Here is a 13,569-nt window from a genome sequence, read left to right on the forward strand (position 1 = left end):
TAAACACCTCTCGCTCTCTATATTGGACTCCCTTTTCACTCACGCAAAATACACACAAATCTTACGTCCATCAATCCATTGCACAGGAATGTGCATGTCATAGACACTCTGCAATACATCCGTATCGATGATGTCTTCCGTCTTGCCTTCTTTCACTACGCGTCCATCCTTAAGCGCAACAATATAGTCGGAGTAACAGGAGGCAAAATTGATGTCGTGAATGACAATGACAATCGTTTTGCCGAGTTCATCCACCATTCTGCGCAGCACTTTCATAATCTGAACAGAATGTTTCATATCCAGGTTATTCAAAGGTTCATCGAGCAAAATATACTCGGTGTTCTGGGCAATCACCATGGCGATATATGCCCGCTGCCGCTGTCCGCCACTCAGTTCATCCAGATACTTCTTGCGGAATGGGGCCAGTTCCATATAGTCGATGGCCTCCTGAATCCACTGTTGATCCTCTGGTGTGAGCCTTCCTTGTGAGTACGGGAACCGGCCAAAAGCCACAAGATCCTCCACAGTTAACCGAATATTGATGTGATTGGACTGTTTGAGGACTGATATTTTGCGCGACAAGTCCTTGTTCTTCCAGCTTTCAATCTCGCGTCCTTCAATCAGGACTTGTCCTGTATCCTTGCTGATTAGCCTGGTAATCATGGATAACAAGGTACTTTTCCCAGCTCCATTTGGACCAATAAATGATGTAATCTTTCCTTTGGCAATGTTCAGTGATACGTCATCCACTACCCGGACGCCGCTGTATTGTTTGGTAACATTTCTGACTTCTACCACGACTTATTCTCCTTTAGCAGTAAATAGATGAAGTACACGCCGCCTATAAAGTTAATAATGACACTTACTGTAGTTGCAAATGTAAACACTCGCTCTACAATGAGTTGTCCGCCAACCAATGCTACGACTGCGATCATGACCGAACCCCAGATCAGCACTTTATGCCGATGTGTCCGGAATACCTGATGCGCCAGATTCACGACCAGCAGCCCCAAAAACATAATTGGACCCACCAGCGCTGTGGAGATCGAAACCAGAACCATCACCACCAGCAGCAGCCTCTTCACAATGTAATCGTAATCCACCCCGAGATTCACTGCGTGATCTTTGCCGAGAGACAATACGTCGAGATATTTGGTAAACTTCTGCGCGTACAGCAGGATCAGAATAATCGCAGCGATTGAGATAATCAGCAGATCCGTATTTACATTGTTAAAGCTCGCAAACATTTTGCCCTGCAGCACAAGGAACTCATTGGGGTCAATCAGTACCTCCATGAAGGAAGACATGCTCTGGAACAGCGTACCCAGGATAAGACCCACCAGCAGCAACAGATAAATATTACGCCCCTGTTCCCTGCGAAACATGAACTGATGCAGTAGTAGAGCAAACAACGTCATGAGCAGGACAGATATTGCAAAATTAAGATTTTTGTTCACAAAGCTGATATGTGTGCTTCCAAAGACAAACACGGCAAACGTCTGAAACAGCATATATAAGGAATCGAGGCCCATGATGCCAGGTGTCAGAATTCGGTTGTTGGTTATCGTTTGGAAAATAGCTGTAGAGTACGCAATGCAGGCACCTGTCAGTACAATGGCGAGAATCTTTTTTCCTCTTCGAGGCAATATGTAATCCCAGTTCCCTCCGGATTGAATGACCAGAAATATGCCGATCAATACTACTGCCGCTGCAATTAACAAGACCAACTTCCATGTATTCGCCGTATATTTCATTCTCATGATCCATAAGCCTTTCTTCGAAGCAGTAAATACAGGAATAATACACTTCCCACAACTCCCACCGTCAGACTGATCGAAAGTTGATAAGGATAAATAATTAATTGACCCAGAATATCGCAGACCAGAACGAAGATCGCACCAAGCACTGCCGTATGAGGCAATGTATCACGTAAGTTATCCCCTTTGTACAGTGTTACGATATTGGGCACGACTAGGCCCAGAAACGGAATTGTACCTACCGTAATAATCACTACCGCTGAAACCATCGCCACCAGGATCAGTCCGATATTCACAACTCGTCGATACGCCAGTCCAAGGTTGGTTGAGAAATCTTCGCCCATCCCTGCGAGTGTAAAACGATTAGCAAACAGGTACACGATAATGAGCAACGGAATACTGATATAGATCAGTTCATAACGTCCCTTCATGATGGTGGAGAAGTCACCCTGTAACCAAGAAGAAATGTTCTGGATCAGGTCGTTTTTGTAAGCAAAAAATGTTGTCACGGAGCTTACAATGTTGCCAAACATAAGACCTAGCAAAGCGATATATATCGTATCCTTGAACTTGACTTTCTCCAGAATTCGCATGAAAATCAGTGTTCCCGCCAGAGCAAAGGCAAAAGCGACCAACATTTTTTGCAGAGGGGATGCTCCCGGGAACCACATTAACGTCACAAGAATACCCAATCTGGCGGAATCCATCGTTCCAGCTGTTGTTGGGGAAACGAATCGGTTGCGTGTCAGCTGCTGCATAATCAGTCCGATTACACTCATGCTGATCCCGGCGACAAGGATGCTGATCAAGCGGGGAAACCGGCTAACTTGTAATACCTGTAGCTGGACAGAGGACAAATGAAATATATCCAATGGTGAAATGTCTGAATTGCCAATAAATATGTATACGATAGACAATACAGCCAATACGATCAACATATAACGTAACTTCATCTCTCTACTAATCCCCTTACCGATCGCCGTAAAACATTTGTAGTTGCTCTACCTCGCATCATTTGATATTGATACTCATTATCAATTAAACAAATTATATCGATATTAAATTCATCATGTCAACCTTCGATTGCTTCTTTTTTCTTAAATTTCATGAAACAACCTGAAATACATATACTATAAGATTAATAATATATAAGGAAAAAAGCCTTCCAAGTGGAAGGCTTAATATTTATATAACGTGTAGTTAATCCGCAAAATAATCTTCAGGCACATAACGAATCTCCGACTTCGCATAGATGCTTAACGTGTGACTCTCCCTGTCGTATACTACCCGTTCACCATCTACGTAGTACCAGTGTTTCAAAAGGGGCTGATCCTTGCGTTGGACGAAGCGAAATACGTTTAGCTCCTGTCTAAGCTCCATAATCTGTTCCACAATCTGCTTGTCCAGGCCCGTCACGGTAAATATGAAACCAGTACCCTCCTGTTGGAATCGGTAGGACAGGGAATCTGTTTTGCTATTAGCCAATCCTCGCCCGGTCACCGCATGTTTGACCATAAACCATTCCTGTTGCGCCATATGTGTATATCCTCCTTCATCTTGGAGTTCATTTCATCAGCCATCTACGGCAAATCAATAATCATATAGAACGTATCTTCGTTTCCTTGCAGTTCGATTGAATCCCGCTGTTCCACACGAGCCGTGTCGCCTTCGTTCAACAGGTACTCTCCATCCAATCCCAGCTTGCCTTCGATGGAGAAAATGTACATTCGGCGGCCTGCATCCTGATTAAAGGTTAACGTTTCGTCTTTGGCTAATCGGCCAAGGTAGATCGTCATATCCTGATGAATGGTCGCAACTCTTGGTCCCCCATCTGGCGATACAATCGGCACGAGTGCTCCTGCCAATGCCGCTGGATCAAATGATGTCGTCTCATAGGAGGGCTCCAACCCTTTTGTCTGTGGCATGAACCAGAGCTGAAGCAAACGTACTTCTTCGGTATCGGATGCATTATGTTCGGTATGAATCATGCCGCTGCCTGCTGACATCCGCTGGATACCGCCAAAGCCTGTAACGGCTACATTGCCCAGATTATCTTCATGTCGCAACTTGCCGCTGAGTACGATCGATACAATCTCCATGTCACTATGCGGGTGAGCCCCAAAACCGCGACCAGGCGCAATCACATCGTCGTTCGCTACCCTCATCGGTCCAAACGCCGTATTCTCCGGGTCTTGATATTCTCCGAAAGAAAAGCTGTGACTACCACGGAGCCAGCCTCGATCGAAGCTGGAGCGGGCATCGGATGGAATGACGTTAATCATAAAATGCATCCTCCTTATTTTTTCTTAGTAGCATACTTATTCTCATTGTAACAAACCAAAGGCATGTCGTCCAAACGAAAAAAGTTCTCTACTGATCAGCCCGGTTCGCAGATACAATTCCCGAACCGGCCTGGCCAATAAAGAACCTCGTTACAGGACTCATCCTGCACTTCATTATTTTTTAGTAATCGTTAGTCAATTCAAGCACTCACATTCTGGCGAGCGCTCCCCTGTCTGGAGAACAGATAATCCACGGCCAGGAAGCGGCTTCCTGTGAAGAGCAGTGTCAGGGAACCCGCCAGCAGCAGGTAATCTAACTCGGTACCACTCAGGAACGGCTCACCCATTTTGGCTGTAAACAGAACGCCAACCATCACGATGGCAAACAGGGCAGCAAACACACGTGTTCCCAGACCCAGAATCATCGCTGCACCACCCACCAACTCAATAATGGCTACAACGGATGCAAGAAATCCGGGAATACCGATACTTTCGAAAAAACCTACTGTACCGCTGATTCCACCTTCGAATTTACTCCAGCCATGTAATACAAAGATCAATCCGATCATAATCCTTGAGAAAAATAATCCAATCTCTACACTTTTATTATTCATGTTCATCATCCTTCCTAGTGTTATACTCGAACTCACATTTAGCTAAGTTGATTCATCCAATGGACCAAACAAACAAGATAGACAGCAACAGGAAAACAGTAGCCGACATCAGAACGGCGTAGCGTGGTAACCTCAGCGTCACGTCCTGTTCTGGGTCCAGCAGACGTGAAATTCGGACATTCACCGACGTATCCGCAAATGAGGATTGAACGGTCAGTTCTTTGGCTCCCCAAGGTTCAGGACAAGCACGGAGCAGCTTGAGCAAAGCACTGCCAATGCCTGCCACATTACCTGTACGCTCAATGGCCTCATTGTCTGCCAGAATTTCTCTAACGATATTGTAATGTTTCGAAGTATGCTTCAATACGGGAATATACGGCATCATGATTGCAAATACCGATAACAGTGTCGTCTTCAGTGGGTCACGGTGCCACAGATGATGGACTTCGTGATACACAACTGCCGTCTCCTCTTCTGTATCCAGCATCGTCAGAAGCCCCGTGGAGAGTACGATACAAGGCCTCCATAAACCAATTGTAAATGCAACCGGAGAATGCTTGTCCACGACAATGAATCCTGGCTGTCCGAGATGGTGATACTTGGACTCCAATTCGCGGGACAATGCACGCACCTCCATGGAGCGGAGTTTACGTACGGCTGCTCTCGTTTTCATCATACGGACCGTTAGCAACCAGCCTGTTCCCGCAAATGTCAGCAATACCAGTGCCAGCAGGAAATGTCCCACAGATAACCATCCCAATCGACTCATCCAATGATTGCAGAGCCAGAGCAGATTAAACGGGATATCCCAGCCAAAAATTTTGTACATCGCGTACATGAACATCTGCATGAACACGAGTAACGGAATGCCAAACCCGACGGTAAACAAAAGTTTCGAGCGGGTCTTCCACATATTAATCGCTATCCTTTTTCCATTGTTTGATCTTCTGTTCCAGGCGTTCAATCAGACCCGCATCTGCTTCGTCCAGCGCATCCAGCATATGATTCAATGCCAAAGCTCCGAATTCATCCACCAACTCATGTGACAGTTCCTTGGATTGGTCGTTCATAAACTCCTCCTTACTCTGTACCGGTTGGTACAAAGATGTTCTGCCCTTCTGAGACTTTCCGAGAAGTCCCTTGTCCACGAGCCGGTTCATCACGGTCATGACTGTATTAAAATTGACGTCTTTGTCTTGTTCAAGTGCGGTCTGCACTTCACGGATGCTGCTGCCAGGACGAGCCCATAAAATGTCCATGATCTTGGCCTCCAGCGGACCGAAAAATCGGTTGAGCCCACGCTCACCCACTTTGAAATTGTGTATTCTCATGTTCTGACACCCCTCACACTACCCATTGTAGTGCCATCAAATGAGAAGTCAACCTCTATGTCAGCTATTTTATGTAAATGATTTGTAAATTTGTTTTCCATTTCAGCAAAAAAAAGCGAAGGACCGGGAAATTCCGCACGTTCACGGTTTGCCCGGTCTTCACCGAATATCAGTCCATATGATTTTGTGAGAATATGGTCACACTGTACTTCATTTTCCATCCTGTGACGGCATATGTGCAGAAATATCCACGCCGAGTCCATGAGCCAAACGTCCGCCAAGCTGTCCATCCGCCCGGAAGAAATGGCACAGGGCACGCATTTGAATATCGACAGATACTCCCTTAAGGTCATTGATCAGATTATCCAGCAAATGCTGCTGCTCTACAGGGGTAAATGAACGGAAAAGCTCTCCTGACTGCGTGTAATCATCCGTTTTCTCGATTTTCTCGCGTGTAACATGCCCTTGCAATGGAGCCTCACTGTCCCGGTATGCCGGATCTTCCTGCGGGCTGGTTCCTGAACTGTTGGGTTCATAGTTCACCGGAGATGGATCTTGATTCACATTCATAAGTCCATCACGCTGATGATTACGAACAGGTGCATACGGGCAATTCACCGGAATTTGCAAATAGTTCGTACCAAGCCGGTGACGCTGTGTGTCCGGATAAGAGAATAAGCGTCCTTGCAGCAATTTGTCTTCGGAAGGCTCAATTCCAGGTACAAGCGCACTAGGAGAAAAGGCAGCCTGCTCCACTTCAGCAAAGAAGTTTTGCGGATTCCGATTCAGGGTCATGGTGCCCACCGTATGGAAAGGCAATACATCTTCAGGCCAGGTTTTGGTTGGGTCGAGCGGATCAAAAGAAAAATCATCCATCTGCTCAGGCTTCAACAGCTGTACCTGAAGCTTCCACTGTGGGTACTGCCCGTTCTTGATATGTTCATGCAGGTCCCGGGTAGCATGATTAAAGTCTTGCCCCTGTACTTCGGCAGCTTCCTGACGAGAGAAGCCTCGTACGCCCTGTGCAGACTCCCATTTGTATTTCACATAATGGACCTGCCCTTGTGCATTAATCCATTTGAAAGCATGTACGCCGAAACCATCCATCTCCCGATAACTTGCCGGTGTGCCCAAATCTGAGAACAACCAGGTCATCATATGTGTTGATTCCGGTGAGAGGGTCATAAAGTCCCAATAACGGGCTGGTTCCTGAATGTTTGTATCCGGAGCCGGCTTCAAGGAATGCACCATGTCGGGGAACTTCATCGCATCACGAATGAAGAACACAGGCAGATGGTTGCCGACGAGATCATAGTTACCTTCCCGAGTGTAGAATTTGACAGCAAATCCACGTGGATCTCGTGCAGTCTCTGGTGATCCCGTACCATGAATAACGGTTGAGAAACGAACCAGTACATCCGTCTCCGTACCCGGATCTTGCAGGAAGTCCGCTGTTGTATACTCCTTCATGCTCTGCTCCAGCGTGAATACGCCATGAGCACCTGCACCTCTTGCATGTACGACTCTTTCTGGAATACGTTCACGGTCAAAGTGGGCAATTTTTTCAATGAGATGGTAGTCTTCAAGCAGTGTCGGCCCTCTTCTGCCTGCTGTGCGGGAATTCTGGTTGTCACCTACAGGTGCGCCCTGATTGGTTGTCATACGTTCTGTCATCATGTCGTCCTCCTCTAATGGGTCTCACGGCTGCTATATATCTACTATTAAAATCATATTCGGCTTCGAATTAAATATACATTTAGACTTGATCTAACTGTTAAATTGATTCTAACATGTCCTGCTCTGCTCTTGCATGAGGTTCACATGAGTTTAAGATGAGGTTCTTCAACACTTCATGAATGAAGCATGAACATGTTTTTAAGGGAATGATTCTGATTTGCCTATCTATTAGGTAGTACCCGAAAAAGCATGGAGTGAAAGATAAAATTTAGGCAAAAAAAAGCGGACTAATCCGCCAGGCGGTAGCCCACTCCTCTTACTGTTACAATATATTGAGGCGAAGACGCGTTATCGCCCAATTTTTTGCGCAAGCTTTTGATATGAACATCGACCACATTACTTCCGCCCGTAAAGTCTGTCTCCCAGATATCACTGAGCATCTCCTCACGGGAAATGACTGCACCTTTGGCATCAATCAGCTTGAGTAACAGATCATATTCAGTCTTGGTTAGATGAATCCGGGTATTATCGCGTTGCACACTCATCCGTTCACGATCGAGCCACAGATCCTTGAATCCAATACGATGCCCTTCCTCAGGCAAAAAACCACGTTTGGGCAGAGCAGGACTGTTGCCAATCATGCGCTGCACCCGGTAAAGTGCTTCCTGCGGGCGTGCAGGCCACACCAGCAATTCCTCCTGAAGCATCGGTCCACTCGCGCTGCCAATCATCTTCTCACCGACCAGATACAGACAAGGCGTGGTATGTTCCGCCTCCCGGTTCAATCGGCTGCTGATCCCAGCGAATGCATCTATGGTTCCGGCAACAGACAGATCATAGATCAACAGATCAAAGACAAGACGCTCATGCAGATCCGGTTCCCAGCGATGAAAGACCAGTACATCAAAGCAGCTATCCGTTAAGGCTTTTACCAGTTCATGAACCTGCCCCGGCATCGGGCTGATCAGAATAACACGCCTTGTAACAGGACAATTGTCCACAAGGGGTGTTGAGTCGGACAAGGCTGGTTTAACCCTAAGGGGTAAACGGCGGCCAGGCAGTTTTATTTTTACTTGATCCGTTTGTTTCTGCATTCCCCGCAGACACCTCCAAAGACCACATGAGCATGATCGATTGCATATCCGGTTTCTTCAGCTACCTGTTTCATCCATTGTGGAGGAACCTCCGTCATCACCTCGTCCACTTTGCCGCACACTTCACACATAATGTGCTGATGATCATCCATACGGGCATCGTACCTGCTTGCTGTCTCTCCGAGTTTAAGTTCCCGTATCAATTCTTTGTCCGTCAGATAACGAAGCGAATTATACACCGTACCATAGGCCAAATTATATCCTTGTTCCACGAGTCGATTCATGACATCAGCAGCTGTCGGGTGATCCTCCGAATGGCGCACCACATCGTATACCGCTTGCCGTTGTATCGTCAGATTTAAAGTTCTCACAACCATTTCTCCTTTATTATTGATCCATTTTATATGAAATCAGACACTGATCTTCTATTTATGATGGTCTTCCCAAAAAGAAGGAATACATTTTGATTTAGATTAAGTATAAATCTTATTGTATATTGAAGTCAATATCGCTCTAACATCCTGTATATGCAAATAAAACACCTTTCCCAGCAATCCCCTCATAAATTTGGGATAATATGGTTCGCTACAGCACCACTTTTCAGATAAAATATAGGGATGTGCGTATAAAGGGGGAATGTCGGTTGTTTAGCACTTTTTTCATTAATATCTGTGTCATGATTACATTTATGTATGTGTCCGGGATCATCGCGAAGTTCTATAGTATCCGATTGCCTTTTCCCTCGTTACGTGTTCAGTTGATCGGCGGCTTATTATTCGGTATATATGGCACAGTACTCATGAACTATTCTTTTCCTTTGAACGAGACTACGATTGTAGATCTACGGCATCTGGCCATCGTTACCGCAGCGGTATATCTGGGAGGATTGGCTTCGGTCGTTACGGGACTAATGATCTCGATCCTTCGTATTCTGATGTTCGGCTTATCTTCCTCTGCCATAGATGCAGGATTTGTCATGACACTGATCGGACTGTCCGGTGTATACTTCACCTATGCTCCCTGGTCCAGACTGACCAAAATAATTACAATGAATCTGCTTGGCATAACATTAATCTTTATCATCCTTATGTTGAACACGGACAGCATGAATTCATTAATGAAGGTATATCCGTTACAAATGACCATTTCCTTTGTCGGTGGATTATTTATCTATTTCATCGCAGAATTCATTAATAAATCCAATGAAATGTTATTTCTATTGGAGAGAAGAGCATCTACCGATCATCTTACCAACCTGAGCAATCGACGACAGTTCGAAAAATCACTTCAACTGGAACTTCAGCGTGCGAGGGATTACCAACAGAAGCTTTCCTTGCTTGCCATTGATATTGACCGATTCAAAAAGGTAAACGACACCTATGGTCATTCCGCCGGCGATGCGGTCCTGAAGCAACTTGGACAACTGCTCGTTGAGCATGCGCGTTCTGCTGATATTGTGTCACGAAACGGTGGGGAAGAATTCGCCATTCTCTTGCTCGACTGTGGACACCGTCAGGCCGTAGCTACCGCCGAATCTATACGGCAGGCTGTAGAGAAATACCATTTTGCTCTGCCCGATGGACACACGACACGTCTAACCATTTCCATCGGTGTAGCCGTGTATCCCGATCATTGTGATGATCATGACGATGACGATTTCTTCGAACAGGCCGACCGTGCTTTATATGAAGCGAAGAATACAGGGCGTAACCGTGTGTGTGCCTTATCTTTTCGTTCCTTGCCTCTTACACTTTAAAGTAAGATCTAACCTTTCAATAAACTAACCTTTTCAACCTTCTCAAAAAAGGGATGTCTCGCTCGCCTATTCAGGCGCACAGGACATCCCTCTTTTTATGGATCATTACATATCATCTCAGCTTGTGTGCTGACAGGAAATCAAGCAAGAATGCTCTCAATCTCTTCGATAATGGCAGCATCCAGCTTCACGCCAGATGCAGCCGCGTTCTCTTTTACCTGCTCGGGACGACTCGCCCCTACAAGTGCACTGGATACATTGTTCTGGCGCAGAATCCAGGCAAGGGCCAATTGGCCAACCTTCAGATCCAGCTTGTCCGCCACTTCAATCAGTTGACGAACTTTCCCGATGCGATCCGCATTGATCTTTCCTTCGTCCCATCCTAGCTTAGCCGCACGGCTATTCTCTGGGATATCGGAAACGGACGTATATTTCCCCGTCAATAGACCTTGAGCAAGCGGGGAGTATACGACTTGTCCGATGCCTTTACGCTCGCCGAGCGGGATAATCTCATTTTCAATATAACGGTCAAACATGTTGTACACCGGCTGATTGACCACGATACGATCGAGGAGCAGACGATCTGCTGTACCTAATGCATCTTCCATCTGAGCCGCAGTCCACTGGCTGACGCCAACATATAAGACTTTGCCTTGGCGTACCAGATCATCAAGAGCGCGGAGTGTTTCTTCAATTGGTGTTTCAGTATGATAACGATGGCAGTAATAGATATCCACATATTCAACGCCAAGGCGTTTCAAGCTGGCTTCACATTGCTCCTTGATATGTTTGCGAGACAACCCCTGGTCATTCGGACCATCACCCATTTTGCCAAATACTTTGGTTGCAAGTACATAAGAGTCACGGGAATATGCTTTGAGCGTCTGCCCCAGCAGTTCTTCTGCTGCACCCCGTTCGTATACATTGGCAGTATCAAAAAAGTTAATGCCTTCATCAAATGCAGTTTCAATTGATTTCACCGCATTCTCACGTTCCACATACCCTCCGTACGTCAGCCAGCTTCCCAGGCTGATCTCGCTCACTTTCAGTCCGCTTCCACCTAATCTGCGATAATCCATTGATTGCATATCCTCCTCTGTTGGTTATAAAGATGAAGTTCACTTTCTATTGTAACGTAACCAGCTCGGAATAAAAGGGCTTTGGCTCAGAAAATGGAAAATGGAAAATGCAAAGAAGCACACCTATAACAGGTGCGCCAATTATATCCCTTCATCTGTCTGCTCGTTTAAGGCAGCGTAATACTCAATGCATTCAACAGATCAGCCTGTCTGACTGGCTTTGTCAGAACAGCATCAAAGGCTTCTGCTTCATGCAATTCAATGTGCATACCATAAGGAACAAGAACAATGACGGGCAGATTCTCCAGTCGCTGTTTCAGTTCATGTACAAAGTCGACTGCGCCGCCTTCCAGTAATCCCATATCCACAACGGCTACATCCGGCATGAATCCTTCCTTGATCCAATCATGCGCTAATGTCAAACCCGAGGTCATGTGTACATCCATCTCCCACCTACGCATCAGGGAAGAGACGCCTTGCAGAATGTCAGGGTCCTTGGCAAGCAACACCTTTTTCCCTTTTAACCGCTGCTGAACACTTGCGAGTTGAGGTAACTCCCAGTATCTGCGTAACGGAAGGGAAATGTTGAATTCCGTCTCATTTTCCTGCACACTACTCACCTGAATACGGCCATGCATGAGAATGGCAAGATTCTGGCTTACAGCCAAACCCAGATTGCTTCCAATCAGTTTTTGAATATTCAAATTTTCATCTTGGCTGTTAAAGGTTTGTGTCTTCTTGTCCGATAACATCTGACCCGTGTACTTCACCTTGAGCAGAAGTGTACCGTTCTCTTCCAATTCTTCTCCATTCACTACTGCTGTGATCAGAACGGAACCTTCACGCGTTGAATCGAGAGCATACTGAATGACGTGTGCAAGCAACTGTCCAATCTTGACTTCATCACCAACGAACACTTGAGATACATTCAGTTCAAGATTTAATCCCAGCTCAATATTCTTGCCTGTCGCAATACCGGCATAGAGATACACCGTATTCTCAATGGTACCTACCAGATCAAACGGATCATCATGTATAACCGTTTTACCTGCTTCATTAATATTGAAATTCATCATATTATTAAGCAAGGAAAGCAGAATATTGCCGCTTGTCTCAATCATGTTCACATATTCGGACTGCTCCTCGGGCATATCCGGTGTGCGCATCAGATCTGTCAGTCCCAAAATACCGTTCAAGGGATTGCGAATCTCGTGACTCATCAACTTCAACATCTGTGTTTTGGTCATCGCCTCAGATTCGGCTCGTTCTTTCTCTGCCTGGAGCTGTTCTTGCATTTGTTCCGAATCACTCAATTTCCGCTCCTGAACATGCAGCGTACTTTCCAGATCGACAACATAACCCAGGAATACAGCCATCGCCTTCAGTGTCTTCATATCGGTTTCGCTGATCACATACCCAGGATCATCCATCAGACAGATGGTGCCAAATGTTTCGCCCGATCTTCTCATAATAGGCACGCCCACGAAGAAACGATTGCCAAGTCCGCTCGTAACGCCCATGGATCGTGTCATCGGATGTTCACATGTATCCGGGATCGTAAGAACACTCCCGTTGTCTCTTAATACCAAGCTGCAATATGAATCCGTAAATGGAAGTGCACTGCCTTTAACAACTAACTCTTCCGTACGATTAAAGGCCTCCAAAATGACATTCGTTACCCCGTCATTGGTGGCAACGAAGATGGTATTAACCTTCAATATACCGCTTAATACGTCTACGATATGGGCCGCAGCCTCCTTAATATCTTCATAGAAGCCTCTCGTAATGCCTTCTGCCGTCCCCATGATCCACCCCTTTTGTCTTAGCTGCACTTTCAAATCTGTATATCAGAATGTTTAATCACGTACAGGGGTTCATCAAGAATCCGAATAACTGTCACAATCTATACTTATATGATTAACACCGTAGAAGTAAAAGAGAATCATACTCCCTGCCTATAGCCTGTTTTTGGACAAAAG

The 13,569-nt window shown here is 45.8% G+C and carries 14 protein-coding genes; 1 reads left to right on the forward strand and 13 read right to left on the reverse strand.

Annotated elements, in window-relative coordinates:
• Nucleotides 1-39: 39 nt before the first annotated feature.
• The 11 genes from V6669_RS28125 to V6669_RS28175 all read right to left on the reverse strand — a co-directional run bounded on the left by V6669_RS28125 (nt 40) and on the right by V6669_RS28175 (nt 9,126).
• Nucleotides 40-798: an ABC transporter ATP-binding protein gene (locus V6669_RS28125; RefSeq protein WP_338588904.1), complete on the reverse strand. Its 759-nt coding sequence runs from the start codon at nt 796-798 to the stop codon at nt 40-42.
• Nucleotides 792-1,760 carry an iron chelate uptake ABC transporter family permease subunit gene (locus tag V6669_RS28130; RefSeq protein WP_338588906.1) on the reverse strand — a complete coding sequence of 323 codons (969 nt, stop codon included), beginning with the start codon at nt 1,758-1,760 and terminating at the stop codon, nt 792-794. The genes V6669_RS28125 and V6669_RS28130 overlap by 7 nt, the downstream gene beginning before the upstream one ends.
• A complete protein-coding gene (locus tag V6669_RS28135) occupies nt 1,757-2,710 on the reverse strand; it encodes an ABC transporter permease (protein WP_091036063.1) in 954 nt (317 codons plus the stop codon). Before V6669_RS28135 ends, V6669_RS28130 begins: the two co-directional genes overlap by 4 nt.
• Nucleotides 2,711-2,957: 247 nt before the next feature.
• A complete protein-coding gene (locus V6669_RS28140; RefSeq protein WP_338588910.1) occupies nt 2,958-3,293 on the reverse strand; it encodes a hypothetical protein in 336 nt (111 codons plus the stop codon).
• Nucleotides 3,294-3,337: 44 nt separating this feature from the next.
• On the reverse strand, nt 3,338-4,039 hold the full coding sequence (locus V6669_RS28145) for a pirin family protein (RefSeq protein WP_315937470.1): 702 nt from the start codon (nt 4,037-4,039) through the stop codon (nt 3,338-3,340).
• A 200-nt stretch (nt 4,040-4,239) separates the two neighbouring features.
• Nucleotides 4,240-4,653 carry a DoxX family protein gene (locus V6669_RS28150; RefSeq protein WP_091036057.1) on the reverse strand — a complete coding sequence of 138 codons (414 nt, stop codon included), beginning with the start codon at nt 4,651-4,653 and terminating at the stop codon, nt 4,240-4,242.
• Nucleotides 4,654-4,705: 52 nt separating this feature from the next.
• Entirely contained in the window at nt 4,706-5,566 is an 861-nt protein-coding gene (locus V6669_RS28155) for a M56 family metallopeptidase (RefSeq protein WP_338588917.1), read from the reverse strand.
• A gap of 1 nt (nt 5,567) precedes the next feature.
• Nucleotides 5,568-5,984 carry a BlaI/MecI/CopY family transcriptional regulator gene (locus V6669_RS28160; protein WP_017691824.1) on the reverse strand — a complete coding sequence of 139 codons (417 nt, stop codon included), beginning with the start codon at nt 5,982-5,984 and terminating at the stop codon, nt 5,568-5,570.
• 210 nt (nt 5,985-6,194) lie between these two features.
• Entirely contained in the window at nt 6,195-7,658 is a 1,464-nt protein-coding gene (locus V6669_RS28165; protein ID WP_338595072.1) for a catalase, read from the reverse strand.
• 290 nt (nt 7,659-7,948) lie between these two features.
• Nucleotides 7,949-8,755, reverse strand: a complete 807-nt coding sequence (locus V6669_RS28170) for a winged-helix domain-containing protein (RefSeq protein ID WP_338588920.1) — start codon at nt 8,753-8,755, stop codon at nt 7,949-7,951.
• Nucleotides 8,731-9,126, reverse strand: coding sequence for a transcriptional repressor (locus tag V6669_RS28175; RefSeq protein WP_036612807.1), 396 nt, complete (start codon nt 9,124-9,126; stop codon nt 8,731-8,733). The genes V6669_RS28170 and V6669_RS28175 overlap by 25 nt, the downstream gene beginning before the upstream one ends.
• A gap of 272 nt (nt 9,127-9,398) precedes the next feature.
• Here V6669_RS28175 and V6669_RS28180 point away from each other — a divergent pair, with 272 nt between their 5' ends.
• Entirely contained in the window at nt 9,399-10,511 is a 1,113-nt protein-coding gene (locus tag V6669_RS28180) for a diguanylate cyclase (RefSeq protein WP_338588924.1), read from the forward strand.
• A gap of 140 nt (nt 10,512-10,651) precedes the next feature.
• On the opposite strand, the gene V6669_RS28185 is transcribed toward V6669_RS28180, so the two are convergent.
• Nucleotides 10,652-11,590: an aldo/keto reductase family protein gene (locus V6669_RS28185; RefSeq protein WP_100528312.1), complete on the reverse strand. Its 939-nt coding sequence runs from the start codon at nt 11,588-11,590 to the stop codon at nt 10,652-10,654.
• A gap of 167 nt (nt 11,591-11,757) precedes the next feature.
• Nucleotides 11,758-13,395, reverse strand: coding sequence for a histidine kinase dimerization/phospho-acceptor domain-containing protein (locus V6669_RS28190; protein ID WP_338588928.1), 1,638 nt, complete (start codon nt 13,393-13,395; stop codon nt 11,758-11,760).
• Between the last annotated feature and the right edge of the window lie 174 nt (nt 13,396-13,569).

Origin of the sequence: Paenibacillus sp. Y5S-9 (assembly GCF_036894235.1) — a bacterium.
GTDB lineage: Bacteria > Bacillota > Bacilli > Paenibacillales > Paenibacillaceae > Paenibacillus.